This window comes from Streptomyces anthophorae, from assembly GCF_049310305.1.
GTDB lineage: Bacteria > Actinomycetota > Actinomycetes > Streptomycetales > Streptomycetaceae > Streptomyces.
The window spans coordinates 4,910,228-4,933,483 of record NZ_JBLWQQ010000001.1 but is presented as its reverse complement, the minus strand read 5'-3'; the positions used below and the strand labels follow the sequence as shown (position 1 = coordinate 4,933,483).

19 protein-coding genes and 1 tRNA gene are annotated in these 23,256 nt (G+C 71.6%); 9 read left to right on the top strand and 11 right to left on the bottom strand.

The features are described from left to right. Window positions 1–36: 36 nt before the first annotated feature. Together ACNYS0_RS22495 and ACNYS0_RS22490 are read left to right on the top strand one after the other, a co-directional pair. On the top strand, window positions 37–990 hold the full coding sequence (locus ACNYS0_RS22495) for a metallophosphoesterase (protein ID WP_422476258.1): 954 nt from the start codon (window positions 37–39) through the stop codon (window positions 988–990). 111 nt (window positions 991–1,101) lie between these two features. Further along, window positions 1,102–1,175: transfer RNA gene (locus tag ACNYS0_RS22490), tRNA-Pro, on the top strand. A 78-nt stretch (window positions 1,176–1,253) separates the two neighbouring features. On the opposite strand, the gene ACNYS0_RS22485 is transcribed toward ACNYS0_RS22490, so the two are convergent. The 6 genes from ACNYS0_RS22485 to ACNYS0_RS22460 all read right to left on the bottom strand — a co-directional run bounded on the left by ACNYS0_RS22485 (window position 1,254) and on the right by ACNYS0_RS22460 (window position 4,889). Then, entirely contained in the window at window positions 1,254–2,072 is an 819-nt protein-coding gene (locus tag ACNYS0_RS22485; protein ID WP_422476256.1) for a bestrophin-like domain, read from the bottom strand. 201 nt (window positions 2,073–2,273) lie between these two features. Next, window positions 2,274–2,525 (bottom strand): chaplin, encoded by a 252-nt coding sequence (locus ACNYS0_RS22480; protein WP_422476254.1) that lies wholly within the window; start codon window positions 2,523–2,525, stop codon window positions 2,274–2,276. 217 nt (window positions 2,526–2,742) lie between these two features. Next, window positions 2,743–3,246, bottom strand: coding sequence for a DUF5949 family protein (locus ACNYS0_RS22475; RefSeq protein ID WP_422476252.1), 504 nt, complete (start codon window positions 3,244–3,246; stop codon window positions 2,743–2,745). Window positions 3,247–3,401: 155 nt separating this feature from the next. Then, window positions 3,402–3,683, bottom strand: a complete 282-nt coding sequence (locus ACNYS0_RS22470) for a hypothetical protein (RefSeq protein ID WP_422408163.1) — start codon at window positions 3,681–3,683, stop codon at window positions 3,402–3,404. A gap of 190 nt (window positions 3,684–3,873) precedes the next feature. Beyond that, the gene (locus tag ACNYS0_RS22465; RefSeq protein WP_422408164.1) at window positions 3,874–4,113 is read right to left on the bottom strand and encodes a chaplin; all 240 of its coding nucleotides are present in this window, start codon (window positions 4,111–4,113) and stop codon (window positions 3,874–3,876) included. A 365-nt stretch (window positions 4,114–4,478) separates the two neighbouring features. Then, on the bottom strand, window positions 4,479–4,889 hold the full coding sequence (locus ACNYS0_RS22460) for a rodlin (protein ID WP_422408165.1): 411 nt from the start codon (window positions 4,887–4,889) through the stop codon (window positions 4,479–4,481). A 281-nt stretch (window positions 4,890–5,170) separates the two neighbouring features. Here ACNYS0_RS22460 and ACNYS0_RS22455 point away from each other — a divergent pair, with 281 nt between their 5' ends. Continuing rightward, entirely contained in the window at window positions 5,171–5,581 is a 411-nt protein-coding gene (locus tag ACNYS0_RS22455) for a rodlin (protein ID WP_422408166.1), read from the top strand. Window positions 5,582–5,843: 262 nt separating this feature from the next. After that, on the top strand, window positions 5,844–6,251 hold the full coding sequence (locus tag ACNYS0_RS22450; RefSeq protein ID WP_422476250.1) for a rodlin: 408 nt from the start codon (window positions 5,844–5,846) through the stop codon (window positions 6,249–6,251). Between the two features lie 130 nt (window positions 6,252–6,381). On the opposite strand, the gene ACNYS0_RS22445 is transcribed toward ACNYS0_RS22450, so the two are convergent. The 5 genes from ACNYS0_RS22445 to ACNYS0_RS22425 all read right to left on the bottom strand — a co-directional run bounded on the left by ACNYS0_RS22445 (window position 6,382) and on the right by ACNYS0_RS22425 (window position 16,939). Continuing rightward, window positions 6,382–6,654, bottom strand: coding sequence for a hypothetical protein (locus ACNYS0_RS22445; RefSeq protein WP_422476248.1), 273 nt, complete (start codon window positions 6,652–6,654; stop codon window positions 6,382–6,384). 202 nt (window positions 6,655–6,856) lie between these two features. Further along, on the bottom strand, window positions 6,857–10,282 hold the full coding sequence (locus tag ACNYS0_RS22440; RefSeq protein ID WP_422476246.1) for an ATP-binding protein: 3,426 nt from the start codon (window positions 10,280–10,282) through the stop codon (window positions 6,857–6,859). A gap of 77 nt (window positions 10,283–10,359) precedes the next feature. After that, the gene (locus tag ACNYS0_RS22435; protein ID WP_422476244.1) at window positions 10,360–13,257 is read right to left on the bottom strand and encodes an FG-GAP repeat domain-containing protein; all 2,898 of its coding nucleotides are present in this window, start codon (window positions 13,255–13,257) and stop codon (window positions 10,360–10,362) included. Then, window positions 13,257–15,815: a S8 family serine peptidase gene (locus tag ACNYS0_RS22430; protein ID WP_422476242.1), complete on the bottom strand. Its 2,559-nt coding sequence runs from the start codon at window positions 15,813–15,815 to the stop codon at window positions 13,257–13,259. Before ACNYS0_RS22430 ends, ACNYS0_RS22435 begins: the two co-directional genes overlap by 1 nt. 86 nt (window positions 15,816–15,901) lie before the next feature. Next, window positions 15,902–16,939 carry a M23 family metallopeptidase gene (locus ACNYS0_RS22425; protein WP_422476240.1) on the bottom strand — a complete coding sequence of 346 codons (1,038 nt, stop codon included), beginning with the start codon at window positions 16,937–16,939 and terminating at the stop codon, window positions 15,902–15,904. A gap of 417 nt (window positions 16,940–17,356) precedes the next feature. Between ACNYS0_RS22425 and ACNYS0_RS22420 the strand changes: the two genes are divergently transcribed. The 5 genes from ACNYS0_RS22420 to ACNYS0_RS22400 all read left to right on the top strand — a co-directional run bounded on the left by ACNYS0_RS22420 (window position 17,357) and on the right by ACNYS0_RS22400 (window position 23,222). Beyond that, on the top strand, window positions 17,357–17,944 hold the full coding sequence (locus tag ACNYS0_RS22420; protein ID WP_422476238.1) for a TMEM165/GDT1 family protein: 588 nt from the start codon (window positions 17,357–17,359) through the stop codon (window positions 17,942–17,944). 88 nt (window positions 17,945–18,032) lie between these two features. Next, complete coding sequence (locus ACNYS0_RS22415) at window positions 18,033–18,635, top strand: TetR/AcrR family transcriptional regulator (RefSeq protein ID WP_422476236.1); 603 nt, start codon at window positions 18,033–18,035, stop codon at window positions 18,633–18,635. After that, on the top strand, window positions 18,632–20,296 hold the full coding sequence (locus ACNYS0_RS22410) for an FAD-binding dehydrogenase (protein ID WP_422476234.1): 1,665 nt from the start codon (window positions 18,632–18,634) through the stop codon (window positions 20,294–20,296). The genes ACNYS0_RS22415 and ACNYS0_RS22410 overlap by 4 nt, the downstream gene beginning before the upstream one ends. Further along, the gene (locus ACNYS0_RS22405; RefSeq protein ID WP_422476232.1) at window positions 20,293–21,093 is read left to right on the top strand and encodes an SDR family oxidoreductase; all 801 of its coding nucleotides are present in this window, start codon (window positions 20,293–20,295) and stop codon (window positions 21,091–21,093) included. Before ACNYS0_RS22410 ends, ACNYS0_RS22405 begins: the two co-directional genes overlap by 4 nt. Window positions 21,094–21,410: 317 nt before the next feature. After that, a complete protein-coding gene (locus tag ACNYS0_RS22400; RefSeq protein ID WP_422476230.1) occupies window positions 21,411–23,222 on the top strand; it encodes a S9 family peptidase in 1,812 nt (603 codons plus the stop codon). Window positions 23,223–23,256: the final 34 nt, after the last annotated feature.

Sequence of the window (23,256 nt, the reverse complement as noted above, 5' to 3'; positions counted from 1 at the left end):
TTTCCGGCGGGGTGCCGGTCTGACACGATGGTGAGCATGCGCGCTCGATACGGGAATCCCCTGAAGACCTCCCTGAAGGTGACAGCAGGCATCGCGGCGGCGGGCGCCGCCGGACTGGTCTACTCGGCGGGCTTCGAGGCCCGCTCATTCCGCCTGCGACGGGTCACGATCCCCGTACTGCCTGCGGGAATGCGCCCCATGCGGGTGCTCCAGGTCTCCGACATCCACATGGTCGGCGGCCAGAACAAGAAGCGCCGCTGGCTCCAGTCGCTCGCCGGTCTGCGCCCCGACTTCGTCATCAACACGGGCGACAACCTGTCCGACACGGAGGGCGTCCCCGAGGTCCTCGACGCCCTCGGCCCGCTGATGGAGTTCCCCGGCGCGTACGTCTTCGGGTCCAACGACTACTACGGCCCCAAGCTCCTCAACCCGGCCCGCTACCTGAAGCAGCAGATCTCGGGCAGGCACGGCCTCAACGGGAACGCCCCCGTCGTCGGCGCCATCCACAACCCGTGGGAGGAGCTGCGCGACGGCTTCGACGCGGCCGGCTGGCTGAACCTCACGAACACGCGGGGCACCCTGAAGGTGGCAGGCGTGGAGATCGGCCTCACCGGCCTCGACGACCCGCACATCAAGCGCGACCGGTACACGGAGGTGGCCGGCGGACCGCTCTCCGGCCCCGACTTCTCCATGGGCGTCGTGCACGCCCCGTACCTGCGCGCCCTGGACGCCTTCACCGCGGACGGCTACCCGCTGGTCCTCGCGGGCCACACGCACGGCGGCCAGCTCTGCATCCCCTTCTACGGCGCCCTCGTCACCAACTGCGACCTGGACACGGACCGCGTGAAGGGCCTGTCCACGCACGAGGCGGCGGGCAACACGTCCTACCTCCACGTCTCGGCTGGCTGCGGCACCAACCGCTACACCCCGGTCCGCTTCGCCTGCCCGCCCGAGGCGACCCTGCTGACGCTGGCTCCCGCGGCTCCCTGAGCCCCCGCGCACGGGGCCGCCGAAAACCGGATTTCGTCTCAGGCCGACAGTCCGCTAAAGTAAACGACGTCGCCGCGACCTGCAGAACAGCAGAGACCGGAACAACGACATCGGGGTGTGGCGCAGCTTGGCAGCGCGCTTCGTTCGGGACGAAGAGGTCGTGGGTTCAAATCCCGCCACCCCGACAGCCAAAACAGCAGGTGAGGCGCCTACCGGAAACGGTGGGCGCCTCGCCTGTTTGTTGGTGTGTGTGCGTGCGTGGCTCAGCCCTTGGTCTGCTGGGTGATGCGGTTGCCGGCCGCGTCGCAGGGGAGTTCCGCGTTGCTGTCGTGGGCGCGGAGGTCGCGGACGGCCTGCTTCTCGACGTCTGAGATGGCTGTGGGCTGCACGTCGACGATGCCGCCGAAGGGGCGGTCGACGTCGCGGATGATGCACAAGGTGGCCGTGAGCAGTGCCGTGATCAGGGTGAGCGCGATCAGCTGGCCGCGGTTGTGCTTGCGCGGCAGGCAGATGCCGAGCGAGACCACGGTCACTGCGAGGACGGCCAGCAGGAACCAGAAGATGGCGCTGGGGATGCTCGCGGTCGACTGGGTGAGGCGTTCCGAGCGCTCCTCCGAGCGCTTGGTGTCGGCGCTGACCAGCATGCCGAAGGCCGGTTCGCCCTCCAGGGGGCGGAAGTTGTGGCGCATGGCGGTGGACCACACGCTGGGCGCCTTGGAGCCGTCGCCGTTCCCGTCGGCCATCGCGGGCCATTCCTGGACGCGGACGGCGCGGGCGTAACAGGCGGCGTCGGACTGGATGGCCGCCCGCTGGTCTCCGTCGGCGTACTCGGCGGTCTCGACGAGCTGGTCCAGGGCGCGCGCCTCGCCGCGCGCGGCCACCTCGGCCTTTCCGTACGAACCGTTGGCCGTGACCAGGACGAAGGCCAGCAGCAGGACGGTCAGGGTGAGCAGGGGGCCGACCAGGTCCTTGACCGCCATCCCGCTGTCGTCGTCCTCGGCCAGCAGCCTCGGCCGCAGATATTTGTTCGCCGCGAGCCCCGCGATCAGGGCGAGCACGGCGACGACGATGGCGATGAGCACGAGCGCGTACCTCCGGAAGACAGGAAAACGGTGCGCCCTGTCGTGGGGCACCGTGCTCTTGTCCTGACCGCCGCAGCCCTCCCGGTCCGGCCCATGGCCTCACTGGCCCTCTAACGAGCGACAGGTCTTCCCCCGGAAAGCGGGTGCCCGGGACGGCCGAAGCCGCCCCGGGCACCGCAGGGTCCGATCGAAGTCGGATGCCTAGCCGTTGGCGCAGACGTTGCCGCCCGCCGGGTTGAGACCGGCGATGAGGTTGAGCGAGTTGCCGCACGCGTTGATCGGAACGTCGATCGGAACCTGGATCACGTTCCCGGACAGCACGCCGGGGCTGTTCTGGGCCACACCGGAGGCGCTGGCGCCGTCGGGGCCGTCCACGGCGGAGGCCATGGCCGCGGATCCCATGACAGCGGTCCCGGCCAGCACGGCCGCGGCCGCGAAGGTGCGAAGACGCATCGTTGCTCCCTTGAGAGGTGAGGGGATATGACGTGCCAATCACACCGCCGAACCGGGACAGAAGGGGTATATTGGCCCATTGGAGGGCGTGTTCGTCAGCCCGTCCGGAACTCCCGTCAGCGGGTCAGGATCATGATGCCGACGATGCCGAGGTGGGCGGCGGTCGGTGCCCAGGAGGAGTCCGCGAAGAAGGCCCGTACGCCCCGTGGCGCCGTCGTCACGCGCGCACGCGCCGGATGGGCAGCAGGCAGTGCGCGGAGGCCAGCAGGGTCTCCTCGGAGCCCACGAACTCCTCCAGCTCCTTCTCGCTCACCGGCGCACCCGGCGTCGCGCTGGGCCAGACGCGGGTGGTGAACAGGAAGTACGCGCTCTTACGGGCCTCGGCCGCCGCCAGCCACTCGGGCGGCACGGAGCACTGCGCGTTCAGGAGCGGCGCGGTGACGACGGCCTGCCCCGCCTCCACCAGCAGGGACACGGGGAACCGGGGCCGGCCCGCCGCGTCGTGGACGGTGGTGCCCACCGTGAGGCCGTTGGTCTCCAGGAGGCCTCGCACGGCCGTCTCCGCGGCCTCGGGGCCTGCCGGGGAATCGCCCATGGAGTACGCGAGGAGAAAGGGGACGTCGCCATTTCCGTCGGGGCCTTCGCCGCTCCAGGCGATGACCGCCAGAGTTCCCAGATCGGCTGCTCGAAATGCGGGGCCACTGCTCACAGTTGAAGTCACCCAAGAAGCCTAGCCAGAAGCGATTGGCGCACCGGCCTTCGTTCACTCGCTTGGCGGAACGCATTCCGTGGATGAAATACCGAAGGCTGACCCGGGACACCAGAGTCCCGAACCAGCCTTCGACGCATGGCCCGCCGTACGAACCTGCTGACCGGCTACTTGCCGGCGGGGAGCCCGCCGAGCAGGCTGCCGGTGCCCGAGCCGCTCTCGTTCAGCCCGTTCACGGCGCCCGAGACGGTGCTGACGGCGCCCCCGTCGTTCTTCGGGTCGAGAAGGTTGCTGTCCACCGGCGCGACATCGAGCGTCGGCTGGCTGGTGATCGTGTTCACCGCACCGTTAAGGCTCATCGGAGTGAGGTCCGAGGCAAATGCCGGAGCGGCGGCACCGACAATCGCCATCGATCCGGCGACAACGGCAGCGGTCTTCAGAACCTTCATTGTTTATGCCTTCCCTCGACGACCTGCGTCATCGGTTGGAAAATTCGCTTCTGTTTACTCAACGAGCGTCTCGACCGGGGGGTGTGCCGCATTCGCGCCAAAACCCGAAGGAACCGCACGAGACGGAGCCGGACAACGGAACAGCCGCCCCTCGGGGAGGGGCGGCTGCGGAAGAGTCGGGCTGTGCCCGTCAGTCGTTGACGCAGGTGTTGCCGAACGCCGGGTTCAGCAGGCCGATGACGTCGACGGTGTTGCCGCAGGCGTTGACCGGCACGTGCACGGGAACCTGCACGTTGTTGCCCGAGATCACGCCGGGGGAGTTGGTGGCAGCGCCCTGCGCGCCGGAGTCGGCGGCGGCGACGCCGGCCGAGCCGGCCAGGGCAGCGGCGGCCATTGCGGAAAAGACGACTGCCTTCGCGGTACGCGACATGAAGCATGCTCCTTGGGGGTCGTTCTGTTCGGCCAGCGCGGGTGCCTGGCACACGGTGCAACGGCACGGCCGCGCGCGGGGTTGCGGCTCCGAACGGGTGACTGGCCGCGCGGCGGCCCCAATGGGGTGACGTCGTGAGCGAACGGGTGAACCGGTTCTTCCGGGGTGCGGGGCCGGTGGTCCACTGGGGGCCGTCATGAGATCGGCCGCGCCGTCTTCCTGCCAGCCGTCGGCTCCACGCCGTTGGGAGGGCGGACCCCGCCCCGGGCGCCCCGTGACTCCTCCGGCCCGGCGCCCCATGACAGAGCTCGGGCCGCCGGCAGATGCGAACGCCGGCGGCCCGAGCCGTGTGTGCGGGAGGCTGATCAGCCGTTCTGCACACCGTTGCCGGCGAGGACCGGGATGTCCTCCAGGACGTGCGAGAGCGGCTCGTCACCCTTGGCCTGGGTGGAGTTCTCGGTGCACTGCTGGTTCTGCGGCGCCGACAGGACCGGGATGTCCTGGACGGAGACCGGCACGAGACCGACCAGCGAGCCGACATTGCCCTTGATGGGCAGGCCGACGCAGGGCTTGTTCAGGGAGCCCTGAACGAGACCGACCTGGGGGCTGAGGTCGCCCTTGGTCGCGGAGTTGCCGTACGTCTGCGACGCGCCGTTACCGCTCGTCGAGGTCGTGCCCTGGTCGTCGCCGATGGCGAGCGCCTGCGGAGCGGCTGCGGCGGAGACGCCGACGACGGAGACGGCGACCGCTGCGGCGGCCATGGCCTTCTTGAGCATGGTTCTGTTTCCTTTTTCTGACGGGCAACGGTTACTGCACTGAGCGCAACTCCGAAACACGGAAATGGTTCCGCATATACACCCGATCGGACAGGGATCGAAAACCACTCGATCACCCGTGCCCAGGCCACACAGTCCGCTCCGGCGAGATTTTCATTTCATCGAACCCGAGGCGTGGGCGGAATCGATCGGGACCCCGTCCGAGTGAACGTGAGCAACCGATGGCGGGCTACGGAGTTGATACAAGTGCTCCCAGACGGAAAAAGAAGGGGAATTTCCTCATGCTGAAGAAGGCCATGGCTGCCGCGGCGGCCACCGCTTCTCTCGTCGGTATCGCGGCCGCCGCCGCCCCGCAGGCCCTGGCCGTCGGCAACGACGGTGGCACCACGTCCGAGAGCGGCAACAACGCCTCGCAGACGTACGGCAACTCCGCCACGTACGGCAACATGAGCCCGCAGATGGCGCTGATCCAGGGCTCCCTGAACAAGCCCTGCATCGGTCTGCCGGCCAAGGCCAACGTCGGCTCGCTCGTCGGTGTCGTGCCGGTCTCCGTCCAGGACATCCCGATCCTGTCGGCCCCGCAGAACCAGCAGTGCACCGAGAACTCCACCCAGGCCAAGGGTGACGAGCCGCTCTCGCACGTCCTGGACGACATCCCGGTCCTCGCCGGTAACGGCGTCGGCAACAACTGAGGACCCGTTGCGTGAATCGGGCCGCCGCACCGGCGGCCCGACCCAATGTTCCGGCCCCGGCCTGAAATTCAGGTAGCTGTACGAGCCTTTTGATCCGCTGCGTCCGGATGTTCGGGAGGTCGCGCACAGTGCCGAATTTCCTGCGATTGGCTCGCGCGGGAATGGTCCGAACGGGTTTCGGCCCGCAACTGCCCGGAATGCAATCCAGTTGACCACACGTAGCTCCGTATCCGGAGCGCGCGTATCGAAAGGGAACCACCCCATGAAGAAGCTCTTCGCAGCCGCCACGATCGCTGCCTCCGTCGCCGGCCTGTCGGCCGTGGCCGCCCCGTCCGCGCTCGCCATCGGCGACGACCAGGGCACCACGTCCACCAGCGGCAACGGTTCGTCGCAGACGTACGGCAACTCCTCCACCGCCGGTGACATGAGCCCGCAGCTCGGTCTCGTCCAGGGCTCCCTCAACAAGCCCTGCATCGGCCTGCCGGCCAAGGCCAACGTCGGCTCGCTCGTCGGTGTCGTGCCGGTCTCCGTCCAGGACATCCCGATCCTGTCGGCCCCGCAGAACCAGCAGTGCACCGAGAACTCCACCCAGGCCAAGGGTGACGAGCCGCTCTCGCACATCCTGAGCGACATCCCGGTCCTCACCGGGAACGGCACCGGCAACCACTGAGCCGGCTGAGTGGCGGCCGCCGGGACGCGCGGCCGCCACTCTCCGTACGGGGATCCCGTACGCCAGGCACGACGAAGGCGGTGGACCTGTTCGGGTCCACCGCCTTCGTCGTGTCTTCCGGCGCTACCGGCTACTGGATCGCGGGGAGCAGGCCGGTGACCGGTGCGACGAGGTCGGTGGCCTGGTGCAGCTCGTTCAGCTTGTTGAGGTCGTTGAGCCCGGAGAGCTGCTCAGCGGTGCTGGGCAGCTGACCCTGCTGGTCCTCCGGGAGCGCCATCGTGGAGAGCGAGTCGATGGTGCCGGTGGGCGAGATGGGTTCCACGGCCTGGGCCGCGGGGGTGGCGGCCGCGGCGGCGCCGACGGCGAAGAGGACAGCGCTGAGGGCACGTCGAGTTGAGATCATGCCGGGTTAACGGTGGGTGGGGGGCGGCGGATACGGGGGTTGCGGGGCGCCCACCCGTGAGGGCCAATCGTTCGAGCGGGCGTCGGGGCTGCGGGGTCGTCGGTGCCTACGTCTCGGGGCTACGGGGTCGTCGGTGCCTACGTCTCGGGGCTACGGGGTCGTCGGTGCCTACGTCTCGGGGCTCCGCCCCGGACCCCGCTGCTCAATCGCCGCAGGGGCTTGATTTTCCGGGCTCGGCCGCGCGCGCGGAGTCGCCGGAGCTTGAATCTCCCGGACCAGCCGCACGCGCGGAGTCGACAGGGCTTGAAGGGTTCGAGAGTGGGCGGAGCTGGTTCGCCATGCGGAGGGCCGCCGGGTACGGGAGGGAACGCGCCAGGTCGGTGGCGTGGGACAGGGCCCGTTCGGCCTCCTCGGGTGAGGCCAGGTGGGACAGGGCCGCCGCGTGGGCCAAGTGGGCCTCCACCTCGGCCAGGCGTTCGCCGGTCCGTTCGGCTCGGGTGGCCTCGGCTGTCGCGAGTTCCAGGGCGAGGCGGGGGCGGCCCGCGTCGAGCTGGGCCCAGGCGGTCAGGGACGGCGCGGCGTCGGGGCAGTCGGCGAGGGCGCGCAGGGCCGCTTCGGGGTCGCCGGTGCGCAGGGCGAGTTCGGCGCGGGCGGTGCCGACCTCGTGGCGGGCCTGGCGGTCGCCCAGGTGGTCGGCGGCGGGGGCGGCGCGGTCGAGGAGGTCCGCGGCCGCCGACGTGTCCCCGGTGCGCAGCCGGACCAGCGCCAGCGTCGCGAGCGCGTACGGCAGGCACCAGGCGCCGTCGCCCTCCGCGAGCGTCACGGATGCCTCGGCGAGGGCGGTGGCCTCGTCGAACTGCTCAAGGAGGAGGTGGAGTTCCGCCAGGTTCAGGCGTTCGAAGGAGGCCGCTGTGGGGTTGCCCGAGCGGTCGGCGAGGTCGAGGGCGCGTTCGCCGCTCGTGACCGCCTCGCGCAGCCGGCCGTGGCGGCGCGCGTTCTCCCGCAGTGTGGACAGGACCGTGCCGAGCAGCGTCGGGTCGCCGTACGCCTCGGCCGGGGCGAGCGCCCGGTCGCCGGCCTCGCGGGCCTCGGTGAGCCGGCCCGAGAGCCCGAGGCTGGTGGCCTGGAGGGCGTAGGAGCGGGCGAGGAGGCCCTGGCCGCGGGCTCCGGGGACCCGGCGCGCGGCGTCCAGGGCCCGGCGGGCGGCCGCGTGCCCGTCGTCGTACTCGCCCCTGACGCTGTGCAGCATGGCGCGCGACAGGTGGTGCACGGCGAGGGGCTCGGGGGCGGTGTCCGGGGCGGCCGGGTGGGCGCGGAGCGCGTCGGCGGCGGCGTCGAGGGCGCCGGTGCGGACGAGGGACTCGGCGAGGCGGGCCGCCGTGAGCACCGCGTCGTCGTGCGCGCCGCGCCGGACGAACTCGGCGAGGGCCTGCCGCAGCGCTTCGGCCGCCTCCTCGAAGTGGCCCATCCTGGCCAGCACTTGGCTGTGGGCGAGGCGGGCGCGGGCCGCGTCGACGTCGAGGCGGGCGACGAGGTCGCGGTAGTAGCGGTCGGCGGTGTCGTTGGCGTAGAGGGCGGCGGCGCGTTCGGCGGCGCGGCGCAGGTACTCGGCGGCGCGCGGGTCGTCGGCGCGGGCGAAGTGCGAGGCGAGGGCGTCGACCGCGTCGGGGCGGCGGGCGAGGACGGCCTGCGCGAACGCGCCGTGCAGCTGCCTGCGGCGGACCGCGGTCAGCCGCTCGTAGCAGGTGAGGCGGACCAGCGGGTGGCGGAAGGCGAGCCCTGGTTCGGGCCGCCCGGCGACCACGACCTGCCGCTCCTCCACCAGCGCGGCGCCGATGGCCCGTTCGACCCCGTCGGCTGCCGCGGCCCCGGTCACCGGCGGGTGCAGGCCGTGTCCGGCGACGTCGAGGAGTTCGGACAGGGCCGCCTCTCCCCCGGCCACGGACAGCGCCTCGACCAGGCGGCGCGCGTCGGGGTCGAGCCGTACGAGCCGGTCCGCCACCAGCTCCCGCACGCCCTGGGGCGCCCCCGCACCGGCCGGGCCCTCGGCCAGGTCGCGGGCGAGTTCGAGGGCGAACAGCGGGTTGCCGAGGGAGAGTTCCCAGACCCGGTGCTCCTGCCCGGGGCGGGGCGCCGCGTCGCGCGCCACGGCGAGGCACGCCTCCCGGTCCAGGAGGCCCAGCTCCTCGCGTACGGCGAGCCGTTGGCGCACCAGGAAGCTGAGGACGGAGCGCCGCGCATCGCCTTCCGGCAGCTCCTCCTCGCGGTACGTCACGAGGAACCGCAGCCGGATCCCCCGGTCCGCGGCCCGCCGGGCCAGATGGCTCATGAGCTGGTACGAACCGGTGTCGGCCGCGTGCAGGTCGTCGAGGACCACGAGCACCGGGCGGGCGGCGGCCAGATCGCCGAGCAGGGCTGCGCCCGCCCGGAACAGCCGGTCCCGCTCCTCCTCGGGGCTGCGCTCCCCCGGCGTGCGCACCTGACCCAACGACGGCAGGAACGCGGCGAGTTCGGGGTACTCGGCGCCGATCCGCGCGCGTTGTGCCGCGTCGTGCTCGGCCAGCCACCCGTCGAGGGCCTCGGCGAACGCGCCGTACGGCGGGTACCCCTCCGCGTCCTGGCCGCCGCCCCACAGGACGGCCGTGCCGGACGCCGCGGCCCGCCGGGCCACCTCGCCCACCAGGCGTGTCTTGCCGACGCCGGCCTCGCCGGTGAGCAGCGTGACCGGCGGTCCCTCGGCGGCGAGGAGCCGGTCGAGCACCGCGTCGCGGCCGTGCAGCGGGGTGGCGGGCGCGGCCCGCAGCAGCGCTGGCAACGTTGTCGTCACGGGAACCGGGGCGGGCGCCGCCGCGAGGGCCGCCCGGTGCAGCCGCTCCGTCTCGGGCCCCGGACGGACGCCGAGTTCCGCGTCGAGCGCCTCGCGGCACACGTGGTACTGGTGCAGGGCGCGCCGCCGCAGGCCCTGGCGCAGGGAGGCGTCCATGAGGACGCGGTGGGCCAGCTCCTCCGCGGGGCTGGTGGCGAGGACCTGTTCCGCCGCGGCGGCCGCGTCCGCCGCCGAGCCTGCCGCCAGGTGCGCCTCGGCGAGGCCGAGCAGCAGCCGCTCCTTCAGCAGGGCGAGCCGTTCGCGGCGCTCCTCGGCCCAGGGCGCGTACCGGTCCTCGGGGAGCAGCTCGCCGGTGAACAGGGCGAGGGCGGCCGCCAGTTCGGGCGCTCCGCCCTCGGTGAGCGCCGCCCGCGCCGCCGTCTCCGCCGCGTCGGCGTCGATCCGCACGGTCGCCGGGTCGAGGAGGAGCATCCCGCCGTCGGACATGAGGTACGAGGACGCGGCGCGCGGGGCGAGTTCGGGTTCCAGGGCGTGCCGGGCGGCGTGCAGCGCGACGCGCAGGCTGCCCGCGGCGGACTGCGGATCGGCGTCGGGCCAGCAGATGTCCATGGCCTGTTCGCGGTGGAGGCGGTGTCCTGGGGTGACGGCGAGCAGCTTCACCAGGGTCCTGGCGCCGGGCCGCGGCCAGCGTTCGGCCGGCTCGGGGCCGGCGTCACGAGTCGCCCGGAAGCCGTCGAAAAGGTGCAGGCGCAGCAGCGGGGCGCCGGAGTCGGGGGCGTCGTCCGTGCGTGCTGCATCCATCAGGGCGACAGCGTAGCCGAGCACGCCGCCGACCCCCTGGGCGTGCGCCCAGGGGGTCGGCGGCCGTGCGGTTCAGGTCAGGACAGCTTGAACGTCGACATCTGGTGGATGCCGTCGTCCAGGGAGAGGACGCCGCCGCCCAGTTGCTCCGCCATCCGGTTGGTGCCGAAGCGGTCGAAGTTGAGTGAGACCATTTCGTCGGTGCCGTCGCCGTCGAGGTCGGCGGCGAGGTAGTTGCGGCCGCCCATCAGGGTGGCGCCGCCGATGCCGGACTGGAAGATCCCGCCGTTGGTCAGCTGCGACGGGTCGTACGCGGCGAGCCCGGACTCGGTGCCTCCCGCGAACAGCTCCCGGCCGCCGGGGCCGTTGATGAACCCGGCCATCCGCAGCGGGGCCGCGACCGAGGCGTACGTGTCTTCCTTGCCGTCGCCCGGGAAGCCGAACATCACGCCGAAGCTCATGTGGTAGAGCACGTTGTTCTGGTCGTCGGTGAAGTAGTTGCCGTGCGACCACGGGCTGCCGCCGAGGATCTGGCGGATCAGCTCACCGGTGCACCCGTCCCGGATCTCGGTCACCACGCGCGGCGAGGCGGTGGAGAGGTCGCCGTCCACCGTCGGGTCGGCCTTGACGATCCAGGTGTAGACGACCGCGTGACCGTCCGCGTACGGGATCTTCGGCGAGGCGAAGACGCCGTTGACCAGGACCGCGCCGTGCAGCTTGCCGTCGGCCGCCTGGCTCGGGGCCTTCGGGTCGGCGGTCCATTTCACGGCGCCCTTGCCGTCGAGGGCGACACCGTTGACGACCGCGTCGGAGGCCTGGATCGCGTTCGGGCTGGAGTACTGCGTGTACACCTGCCCGCCGGAGACCACCGTGTCGGAGAAGATTACGTCTCCCGCGCTCGACGGCGCGGAGTACGACCACAGTTGAGTGCCGCTCGCGTCGTACACGCGCAGTGCGTCGGTCGGGACGAGGATCTCGGCCTTGCCGTCGTCGTCGACGTCGGCGACGGTGACCGAGCGGACGTACGCGCCCTTGCCGTCGATCGTGGAGAGGACCTTGCCGGTCTTCCCGTCGAGCACGGCGGTGGCGCTGTCGGCGGCCACGGCGACATCGGGGGTGCCGTCGCCGTTCACGTCACCGGTCGCGATGTTGTGCACCTCGCCGGGGACGGTGGCCTGCCACAGCTTCTTCGGGGCGCCGTTGACCAGCGACGTACCCGAGTACGCCCACACGCCGTGCGAGGAGCCGCCGACGACGACGTCCTTCTTGCCGTCGCCGTCGAAGTCGGCGGCCTTGCCGGTGTACAGGTCGCCCTGAAGCGGCGTCAGGCTCTTCTGGCTGCCGTTGCCGAGGCTGAACTCGTGGATGTTCTGTTGCTGGTCGACGGTGCGCACGTAGTCGCCGCCGCCCGCGGAGTACATCTGCTGGTAGAAGGGCGATGAGTCGTAGCCGTTCTGACGCCACTTGACCTTGCCGCCGCTGGTGAAAGCGGTCAGCGAGCCGTAGCGCAGGCCGCCCGGGTTGAGCGAGGTGTCCTGGGCCCGGTCGTCGTTCGCGGTGGCGTACAGCGCGCCGCCCTTGGCGGCGAGGGTCCAGGCGCTGGCACCGTTGTGGCTGTTGTCGGCGGAACGCTTGGTGGTGTACGCCCACTTGACCGTCGAGCCGTCCGAGCCGTCGAGGACCCGGATCGTGCTGGAGGTCACGAAGTACGAGGCGTTGTACGCCGACTCGCTGACCGCGATCTCGGCTCCGCCGCCCGACGCCGCGTCACCGACCATCAGCGCGGTGGGCAGGACGTTGGCGCGGGTGTCGAGCGTGGTCCGCTTGCCGTCGGCCAGGTCGTACGAGGCGAGCTGGTACTCGATGGCGTCGGAGGTGTCCGCCTGCTCCAGGGCGACGACCCGGTTGCGGGAAGCGTCCAGGCGCAGCTGACGACCGTACAGGGCGCTGTCCGTCTCCCACTTCACCGAGCCGTCGGCCGTGTCGAGGACGACGGTACGGCCGCGCGCGGCGTTCGTGTCGGTCTTGCGCAGGTCCCAGACCCCGGCGACCTTGCCGTCACCGACGGCCTCAAGGGCGCCCCAGTTCACACCGGCCGTCGACTTGGTGTCGTACGTCCACGTCGACGACGGGGTGAGCTTGCCGTCGGCGGAGGAGAACCGGATGCCGGTGAGGGTGGCCGTCTCCGTCGCGGGCGCGTACCCGTTCAGGCGGGGCGAGTTGGCGATGAGCAGCGTGCCGTCGACGACCTTGACGTTGGTGGCGAACGAATACAGCTTCGACCACACCATTTTGCCGGTCTTGCCGTCGAGGACCGACACGAAGGTGCCGCCCTTCAACGACGAGTCGGGCGTGGTGATCGCCCGGGGGTCGCCGAGGCCGACGGACGCGGAGAACACGATGTCCTTCGTGCCGTCACCGGTCAGGTCGGCGGTGTCGAAACCCTGGTCCGAGTACGGCGAGGACGGGGAGACCGCGTTGTAGCCCATCACGATGCGCGCCGGGTACGGCTCGACGCGCCAGACCTGGGCCGGCTTGGCCTGCCAGTCCGTGTAGAGCGAGGCGTTGGTGCGGGCCCAGGCGGTGGAGCCGTCGGCCTTGTGCAGCTGGACGTTGCCCAGGCTGTGCACGGTGAAGTAGCTGCCGTCGGAGCCGGCCGGGACGGTGGCGGCGGTGCCGCGCGCGCCTTCCAGCGTGGACTTGTTGGTGAAGGTGACCTTGGTGGACGGGTCGACGGTGGCGTCGGTGGTCGAGCCGTCGCCGGAGCCGTCGTCCTTCGCCGCGTACTCGTTGTCGTCCCCGTAGACGTCGACGTTGACGTGGTCGGCGAGGGTCTTGGCCTCGCTCGCGCTCAGCGTCGTCGACCCGGTCGAGGAGTCGGCGGCCGGCGCGGGCGGCGCCGCCGTCAGCGTCAGACCCGCCGCGACGAGGGTGGAGGCGAGCGTCAGCGCCCGCCGTGAGGTGTGGGCTCTCATCACTTGGCTCCCTGCGCGATGCGGATCGCCGAACCGTTCGTCACAACGGCCTGGTCGTAGGAGTACTGGAGGGCGTCGTCGCCGGCCTGGTTCTCGATGCCGACGGTGGCCGAGGCACCCTTGCCCGTGACGGACTGGTACTGGAACGTGATCGCGCCGGTGGCCTCGTCGAAGACGGCCTCGAAGGTGGCGCGGTCAGTGGTCCCGGCGAACAGGACGTTGTTCCAGACGACCGCGAACCTGCGGCTGCCGGTCTCGCCCGTGGTGGCCGTCTGCACGGTCGACTTCTTGTCGAGGGTCAGGTCGTCCCACAGGGGGGCGACGATGCCGTTCGGCTGGGTCTCCGTCGGCAGCGCCTCGTTCTCGTAGTCGCCGATGCGCGAGGAGAGGAAGTTGACCAGGCCGTCGGTGGTGACCGCGGCGCTGGTGTACTTCACGCCGTAGAACGAGACCGGGAACGGCAGCGGGACCGTCTTGGCGTCCTCGTCACCGCTCAGGGCGACCTTGCTGGAGCCGGGGATCCAGGAGTACGCCGCCGGGGCGCAGGAGTTGCCCGAAGCATCGGCCCGTGCCGGGAGCCGGACGGTGCGGGTCACGTCGCCGTCAACCTTCAGCTCGGCCGTGTACTCGCCGTTGCAGAGCAGGGGCGCGGCGGGCGTCACCTTCAGCGGGTACGTGCCCTCGGCGACCTTCGGCAGCGTGAACGTGCCGTCGGAGGCGGAGGTGACGGAGTCGACCGGGGTGCCGGGGACCGCGACGGTCGCCTTGGCCAGCGGCTTGCCGGTGACGTCGAGGACGGTGCCGGTGACGGCGTGCCGCGGGAGGTGGGTGAGCGCGATGTCCTGGGTCAGCGGGGTGTCGGCAATCACCTCGACACCGGAGACCGTCTTGGCCGCGTAGCCGTACTGGTTGATCGTGAAGTCGTACGTGCCCGGGGCCAGCGTCATCTTGTACGTGCCCTGGGGCCCGGTGGTCACCACGTGGTCGCCGTCGGCGCCGGTGGCCTTGACGTTGAAGCCGGCGAGGGGTGCGCCGGTGTCCTTGTCGGTGATCTTGCCGGTGACGTTGACGGCGGTGTGCGGCGCCTTGTCGATGGAGGAGAGGATGTCGAGCTTGCCCTCGCCCCAGACGTTGTTCATGGCGGCGGTGCCGCCGCAGTGGGTGTCGTCGACGTCGAGCGCGCCCTCGCCGAGGAGCTTGCGGGTCTCGTCGATGTTGCCGACCAGCGAGGGGGCCGCCGACCACAGCAGGGCCACGGCGCCCGCGAGGTGCGGGGTCGCCATCGACGTACCGTCCATGGCCGCGTACTTCGAGCCCGGGTACGTCGACGTGATGTTCTTGCCCGGCGCCGCGATGTTCGGCTTGGCGGAGCCGTCGACCGGCGAGGGGCCGAAGCCGGAGAAGTCCGTGATCTTGCCGGCCGCGTCGTAGGCGCCGACCGTGTACGTCGAGACCTGCGCGCCCGGCGGGTGGGCCGTCGAACAGGTCACGCCGTCACCGTCGTTGCCCGCCGCGAACGCCTCGAAGATGCCCGCGGAGTTCCAGGCGTCGATGATGTCCTCGTAGAAGGGGACGGTGGCCTGCTTCTGGCCCCAGGAGTTGTTGACGATGTTCGGGGCGAGGTCCGGGCGCGGGTTCTGCCCGTTGTGGTCGGTCGGCGCGAGGATCCACTGGCCGGCGGCGAGCAGGTTCTCTTCCGAGCACTCGTCGGTCTCGCAGCCCTTGGCGGCTATCCACTTCGCGTTCGGCGCGACACCGATGCCGTTCTTGGCGACCATCGTGCCCATGGTGTGGGTGCCGTGGCCCTGGTTGTCGCACGGGGTGCCGTCGGAGGGGCAGTTGCCCGACGGGTCGTAGAAGTTGTAGTCGTTCGTGAAGGTGCCGTTGCCGTTGTTGCCGCGGTAGTTGGCCACCAGATCCGGGTGGTCGTACTGCACACCGGTGTCGACGTTGGCGATGACGATGCCCTCGCCGCGGTCCTTGTACCGGTCCCAGACCTGGTCGGCCTTGATGTCGGAGACGCCCCACTCGGGGGTGTCCGTGCCGTCGGCGGACGACGCGACGCCGGAACGGGTCCTGGTGACCTCGGCGCCCGGCGTCCTGCTGTCGTCGATCTTGAACTTCCGCGACTTGACGAGTTCCTTGACGTCGGAGCGCCCGGCCAGCCTGTTCACCAGGTCCTCGTCGCCGGTGACCTGGACGGCGTTGGTGATCCAGTAGTCCTTGTGCCCGACCTTCTCCTTGTCGAGGAAGGCGGTCAGCGGCTTCTGGCTCTCGGCAGCCGTGGACTTCAGCGCCTTGTACGCGGCCTCGGCGGCCTTCGCGTGCGTGCGCTGCTTCTTGGCGGCCAACAGGTCGGCCTTGTCCTTGAGGACGACGAAGAAGGTGGCGTCGCCGCCCTGGGAGACGGCCTTCTCCAGAGCGGAGTCGACGGTGGCCGACGTGGGGGCGGGGTCGGCGACGGCGGGTATCGCGCCGGCCAACAGGGCGGCGGCCGCGGTCAGCGACGCCGCCGCCCAGGCGGTTCGTCTGCGCCTCGGCGGTCGGGGCAGGGGCATCGGGCACTCCTCGGGGAGGGTACGGGGTGCCCGAAACCTAGGAAGCGGCCGTTACTGCGCCATTACAGCCCCGGCGACCCGGCCCGTCACAGGTTCAGCCCCCGCGCCCGCAGCCACGGCAGCGGGTCGATGCCCGAGCCGAACCGCGGCGTGACGCGCACCTCGAAGTGCAGATGCGGGCCGCTGACGTTGCCGGTCGCGCCGGAGAGGCCGAGCGGCTCGCCCGCTTCGAGGCGGGAGCCGGCCTTGACGCCGATCCGGGACAGGTGGGCGTACTGCGTGTAGTAGCCGTCGGCGTGCCGCAGGACCACCTGGTTGCCGAAGCCGTCGCCGCAGCCCGTGAAGACGACGGTGCCCGCGCCGACCGCCCGCACCGGCGTCCCGGTGGGCACGGCGAAGTCCTGGCCGGTGTGCGTGTGCGACCACAGGCGGCCGCCCGAGCCGAAGCCCGCCGACAGCGGGGCGGGGCTCACCGGCTTCACCCAGGTCCGGCCCTTGCCCGCCCGGTCGTGCGCGCCGATGTCACCGCGCCCGCACGCCCCGCCTCCGGTCGGCATCGGCGGCCCGGCCGCGAGGGCCCTGGCCCGCGCCTGCCGCACCTCCGCCTCGGCCCGCTCCAGCTTCGCCTCGATGTCGTCGCGGGCGGCCGACCGGCGCTTCTCCTGCGCCCTGAGCCCCTTCACGATGCGGGCGGACTCGGCGCGCCGGTCGGCGACCCGGTTCCTGGACTCGGTGACGCGGTCGGTGAGCTGCCGGGCGGCGCGGTCGCCGCGGCCCGCGCGGACGCCGGCGTCGAGGGCCCGCTGCGGGGAGGACGAGGTGAGCAGCGGAAGCACCGTGCCGAGGCCCGAGGCGCCCTGGTACTCGCTGCGTGCCTGGCGCCCGAGGGTGGCCCTGAGCGCGTCGAGCCTGCGCTGCTCGGCGGCCTGCCTTCTGGTCGCCTCGGCGAGCCGGCGCTCGCCCTTGCGCGCGGCGGCCCGCGCCTTCTCGTGCGCGGCGACGGCCTTCGACGCCTCCTGTATGAGGTGCTCGGCGCGGACCGAGAGGCGTCCGAGGCCGGGGCCGTCGTCCGCGGACGACCGGCCGGTGCCGGAGACGAGGAGCGCGGCGACCGCCGCGGCCACGCATGCTGCCGTCCCCGTACGCCGTGTTCCGTTCCGTCGCACACATCGCATCGACCGAATGTCGCAAAAAGTACAAGCCGGACGGCCGTACGTCGCCGTGTCGCCCGCCCCGGGTCCATCGGACGTACTACACGCGACGATCGTCACAGGGCGGCCCGGGATCGACCACGTGTACCCTTGACGTGCAAGCGAAGGGGAGTAGCCCCGCGAACCGGTCGTCGACACACTGGAACCCCCGGGTTCCCGGTGGCCGGGCTCGGACCGCCTCGGCGGGACGGGTGGGCGAGACCTTCGACCAGGCAGAACACAGCACACGTACGCGACCGTGCCTACGTGTGTCCGCTGCCGGGTCGAGTGGTCCTCCCTACGCAGCGGGACGGGGACCGCGCCGGTCCGGCCCGCACAGAAAGCATCCCCATGGATCTCGATCCCCTGGCGATCGTCACCGCCTTCGGGCTGATCTTCCTCGCCGAACTCCCGGACAAGACCATGTTCGCCTCCCTGGCCATGGGCACCCGGATGAAGCCCCTGTACGTCTGGTTCGGCACGTCCGCCGCGTTCCTCGTGCACGTGGCCATCGCCGTCGGCGCGGGCTCGCTGCTCGGCCTCCTGCCCGGCTGGATCGTGAAGGTCGTCTCCGGCCTGATGTTCCTCTTCGGCGCGTTCATGCTCCTCAAGGGCGGCGACGACGAGGACGACGAGGACTCGGCGGGCCCCAAGACGGTCACCGGTTTCTGGCCGGTCTTCGGCACGGCGTTCATGGCCGTCTTCATCAGCGAGTGGGGCGACCTCACGCAGATCACCACCGCCAACCTGGCCGCCACGAACGGCACCTGGTCGACCGCGATCGGCTCGTGGGCGGCCCTGATGTCCGTGTCCGCGCTCGCCCTGGTCGCCGGGCGCTTCATCGCCAAGCGGGTGCCGCTCAAGACCGTTCAGCGGGTGGGCGGTTTCTGCATGCTCGCGCTGGCCATCTGGTCGTTCGTCGAGGTGTTCACCGGCTGACGCACGGCCCGCGCGCCGGCCTCCGCGGACCCCTTGTGGATACACGAACGTATCGAATACGTTCGCGTATCCAACCGGGGAGGCGAGGATGCCCGTCACCAAGCGGCGTGCGCGGACGCGGCAGCGGCTGCTCGACGCCGCGCTCGACGTGTTCGCCGAGGAGGGCTTCGGGCGCTCCACGGTCGAACAGGTCTGTGAGCGCGCGGGGTTCACCCGCGGCGCTTTCTACTCGAATTTCTCCTCGCTCGACGAGCTGTTTCTCGCCTTGTGGGAGGAGCGGTCCGCGCGGATGCTCGATGATGTGCGGGCTGCCCTCGCCGGTGTCGACCCGGATGATCCCGAGGCCGCCGTGCGGTCCGCGATCGACGCCACCCCCGTCGACGACGCCTGGTTCCGGATCACCGCCGAGTTCACCGCGCACGCGCTGCGCAATCCGGGCCTGCGCCGGGTGATGGCCGCCCGCGAGGAGGCCATCCGCGACGCGATCCTGCCGGTGTTCGTGACCGCGCTCGGCCGGCTCGGCCGCCGGGTCACCGACGAACGGGCCCTGGGCGACGCCCTGGTGGCCGTGCACGACGGAACCACCGTGCAGGTTCTGCTTCAGCCGGACGACGCGGCCGTACGGGCCCGTCGCGAGGCCCTCTTCATGAACGTACTGGACGCCTACAGCACACCGTTGGAGAGCGCATGAGTGACACCACCGCCGATGTCATCGTCGTGGGGGCCGGCCTCGCCGGACTCGTCGCGACGTACGAGCTCACTCGCGCGGGCAAGCGAGTCGTGCTGGTCGACCAGGAGAACGAGGCGAACCTCGGGGGCCAGGCGTTCTGGTCGCTCGGCGGACTCTTCCTCGTCGACAGCCCCGAGCAGCGGCGCATGGGGATCAAGGACTCCTACGAGCTGGCCCTCGCCGACTGGCTCGGCTCCGCGGGCTTCGACCGCGAGGACGAGGACCACTGGCCGCGCAAGTGGGCCGAGGCCTATGTGCGGTTCGCCGCCGAGGAGAAGCGGGACTATCTGGCCGGGCTCGGGCTGAAGGTCACCCCGAACGTCGGGTGGGCCGAGCGCGGGTCCGGAACGGCCACCGGGCACGGGAACTCCGTGCCGCGCTTCCACATCACGTGGGGGACGGGGCCCGAGGTCGTGCGCGTCTTCCGCGAGCCGGTGCTCGCGGCCGCCGAGCGCGGGCTCGTCGACTTCAAGTACCGGCACCAGGTCGACGAGTTGATCGTGGAGGACGGCGCCGCCGTCGGCGTGCGCGGCTCGCTGCTCGAACCCTCCGACGCGGCGCGCGGTGTCGCCTCGTCCCGTGAGACCGTCGGCGACTTCGAACTGCGCGCCAAGGCCGTCGTCGTGACCTCGGGCGGCATCGGCGCCAACCACGAACTGGTCAGGAAGAACTGGCCCGTCGAGCGCATGGGCACCGCCCCCGAGTCCATGGTCACCGGCGTCCCCGCGTACGTCGACGGGCGCATGCTGGAGATCACCGAGGGCGCCGGCGCCTCGCTCGTGAACCGCGACCGCATGTGGCACTACACCGAGGGCCTGAAGAACTGGGACCCGATCTGGCCGGGACACGGCATCCGGATCATCCCCGGCCCGTCCTCGCTGTGGCTGGACGCGGAGGGCAAGCGGCTGCCCGCGCCGCTCTTCCCCGGTCACGACACCCTCGCCACGCTCAAGCACATCACCGGGAGCGGCCACGACCACACGTGGTTCATCCTGACCCGCGCCATCGTGGAGAAGGAGTTCGCGCTCTCCGGATCCGAGCAGAACCCCGACATCACAGGCAAGGACCTGAAGCTGGTCCTCCAGCGCGTGAAGAAGGGCGCGCCCGGACCGATCCAGGCGTTCCTCGACAAGGGCGAGGACTTCGTCGTCCGGCGGAACCTGAAGGACCTCGTCGCCGGGATGAACGAGCTGACGCCGTCGACTCCCGTCTCCTACGAGCAGGTCGAGCGCGAGATCGTCGCGCGGGACCGGGAGGTCGCCAACGGGTACTCCAAGGACCTCCAGATGATGGCGATCCGCAACGCCCGCTCGTACCTCTTCGACCGCCTCACCCGCGTCGCCAAGCCGCACCGCCTCCTCGACCCGGCGCAGGGCCCGCTGATCGCCGTACGCCTGCACGTCCTCACGCGCAAGACGCTCGGCGGTCTGGAGACGAACCTCGACTCGCAGGTCGTGCGGCCCGACAAGTCCGTCTTCGAAGGGCTGTACGCGGCCGGGGAGGTCGCCGGATTCGGCGGCGGCGGCGTGCACGGGTACAACGCGCTGGAGGGGACCTTCCTCGGCGGCTGCATCTTCTCCGGACGCGCCGCCGGGCGCGCGCTCGCGCGGAGCCTCGCATGAGTACGCGGGGCACGGCCCTGGTGACGGGGGCCTCTTCGGGCATCGGGGCGGCGGTCGCGGCGGCGCTGCTCAAGCGCGGCTACAAGGTGTACGGGACCAGCCGGGACCCCCGGAAGGTCGCCTCACCGGTGCCGGGCGTGGAGTATCTGCCGCTCGACCTCTCCGACGAGGAGAGCATCGAGACCCTCGCGCGCTCGGTCGGCGAGGTCGACGTGCTCGTCAACAACGCCGGGGAATCGCAGAGCGGCCCGTTCGAGGAGCTGCCGATGGACGCGGTGCGGCGGCTCTTCCAGCTCAACGTGTTCGGGGCGGTGCGGCTGAGCCAGCTGCTGCTGCCGGGGATGCGGGAGCGGCGGCGCGGCCGGGTGGTGATGGTCGGCTCGATGCTGGCCAGCTTCCCGCTCGCCTACCGGTCCTCCTACGTCGCCTCGAAGGCCGCGATCAAGGGCTTCGCGAGCGCGGCGCGGCGCGAGTACGCCCCGTTCGGCGTCGGCATCACGACGGTCGAGCCGGGCTCCATCGCCACCGGCATCAGCGAGCGGCGCACCCAGTACGTGGCGAAGGACTCGCCCTTCCGTGCCGCCTACGACACGATGCTCGCCGCCCTCAACTCCAATGAGGCGCACGGGATCTCGGCCGAGAAGGTCGCCGCGAAGATCGTCACCGCGATCGAGGCGGGGCGGCCGCGGCCGCTGTACGCGGTGGGCAGCAACGCGCCCCTCGTGTTCGCGCTGCGCCGGGCGCTGCCCCGCGCGGCGGCCGAACGGATGGTGGCCAGGAGGCACGGGCTGAAGTAGGGGCAGGAGATTTCCGGCGGCCGGAGCCCTCGGGCACGGCCGCCGAAACCACTCGCACAGATATGCGCGAAGGCTGTTCCGGGCCGGGGCACTCAGGCGTACATTCGCTTCACCGTCGGCGCACGCACGGTCGCGCGGATGAATTGCGTCGGTGCTCTTCATCCCACGCCCGAGCGCTGTCGAAGACGGCGTGCAGGCGCGACACAGCGGGAGCACCTGCGAAGGCCGGCCCGGCCGCTCCCCTCGGAACGCACCATTCCGGCCGGGCCGCGTCCGCTCCCCCGCGGATTGCCGGTGGGGGCAGGCACTATGGGGGCATGACTGAGAGCAACGCCGTGCCCGCCACCGATTCCATGCCCGACTGGGAGAAGCGGTTCCGGGCACCGCGCGTCTCCCTGCCCGACTGGGCGGAGGACGCGCCGGACCGCTCCCTGTTCGTGTCGAACGCCACGGGGACGTACGAGCTGTACGCCTGGGACCGGGCCACGGGCGAGCAGCGCCGCGCGACGAACCGGGCGAACGGGACGACGGACGGCGTGCTCACGCCCGACGGCGCGTGGATCTGGTGGTTCGACGACACGGACGGGGACGAGTTCGGGACCTGGCTGCGCCAGCCCTTCGCGGGCGGCGAGGACGTCGAGGCGGTCCCCGGCCTCGCGCCTTCCTACTCGGCGGGCCTGGCCCTCGGCCGCGACGGGCACACGGCCGTGATCGGCTGCTCCACCGACGAGGACGGCACGACGATCCACGTGGTGCGCCCCGGCGCCGACTCCCCCGCCGAGATCTACCGGCACCGCGAGTCCGCGGGCGTCGGCGACCTGTCGCACGACGGGACGCTGATCGCGATCGAGCACACGGAGCACGGCGACGCGATGCACGGAGCGCTCCGCGTGCTCCGGCTCGACGGTTCGACGGTCGCGGAGCTCGACGACTCCAAGGGCGGCACCGAGGACCTCGGCCTCGAAGTGCTCGGCTTCGCGCCCGTGGCCGGTGACACCCGGCTGCTCGTCGGGCACCAGCGGCGCGGCCGCTGGGAGCCGATGGTCTGGGACGTCGCCACCGGCGAGGAGACCGACCTGGCGCTCGACCTGCCGGGCGACGTGTCGGCGGAGTGGTACCCGGACGGCTCGGCGCTCCTCGTCGTGCACGAATTCGAGGCCCGCGGCGAGCTGTGGCGCTACGAGTTCGCGACGGGCGCGCTGACGAAGGTCGACACCCCGGTCGGCTCGGTCTCCGGCGCCTCCGCGCGGCCCGACGGCAGCGTCGAATACCTGTGGTCGTCGGCCGCCGAGCCGTCGGTCGTGCGCTCCACCACGGGAGAGGTCGTCCTCGACCCGCCCGGCATGAAGGCCCCGGCCTCCGTCCCCGTCGAGGACGTGTGGGTGGAGGGCCCCGGGGGCCGCATCCACGCCCTCGTGCAGAAGCCGGCGGGCGCGAGCGGCCCGCTGCCCACCGTCTTCGAGATCCACGGCGGGCCGACCTGGCACGACTCCGACGCGTTCGCGGCGGGCCCGGCGGCCTGGGTCGACCACGGGTACGCGGTGGTCCGGGTCAACTACCGGGGCTCGACCGGGTACGGCCGTGAGTGGACGGACGCGCTCAAGCACCGCGTCGGCCTGATCGAGCTGGAGGACATCGCGGCCGTCCGCGAGTGGGCCGTCTCCTCCGGGCTCGCCGACCCGGAGCGCCTCGTCCTCGCGGGCGGCTCCTGGGGCGGCTATCTGACGCTGCTCGGCGTCGGCACGCAGCCGGGCGCGTGGGCCGTGGGGCTCGCCGCGGTGCCGGTCGCCGACTACGTGACGGCGTACGAGGACGAGATGGAGGCGCTCAAGGCCCTGGACCGCACGCTGTTCGGCGGTTCGCCGGAAGAGGTGCCCGAGCGGTACCGGGTGTCGTCCCCGCTCACGTACGTGGACGACGTGAAGGCGCCGGTCTACATCTCGGCGGGGGTCAACGACCCGCGGTGCCCGCTCCAGCAGATCCTCAACTACGTGGACCGGCTCGCGGCACGCGACGCGACCCACGAGGTCTACCGGTACGACGCGGGGCACGGCTCGCTCGTCGTCGAGGAGCGCATCAAGCAGGTCGCGCTCGAACTGGACTTCGCGAAGCGCCACTTGCCGAGCTGAGGCTTACGGGCCCCTGGCCGGTCGCAGCGGCCGA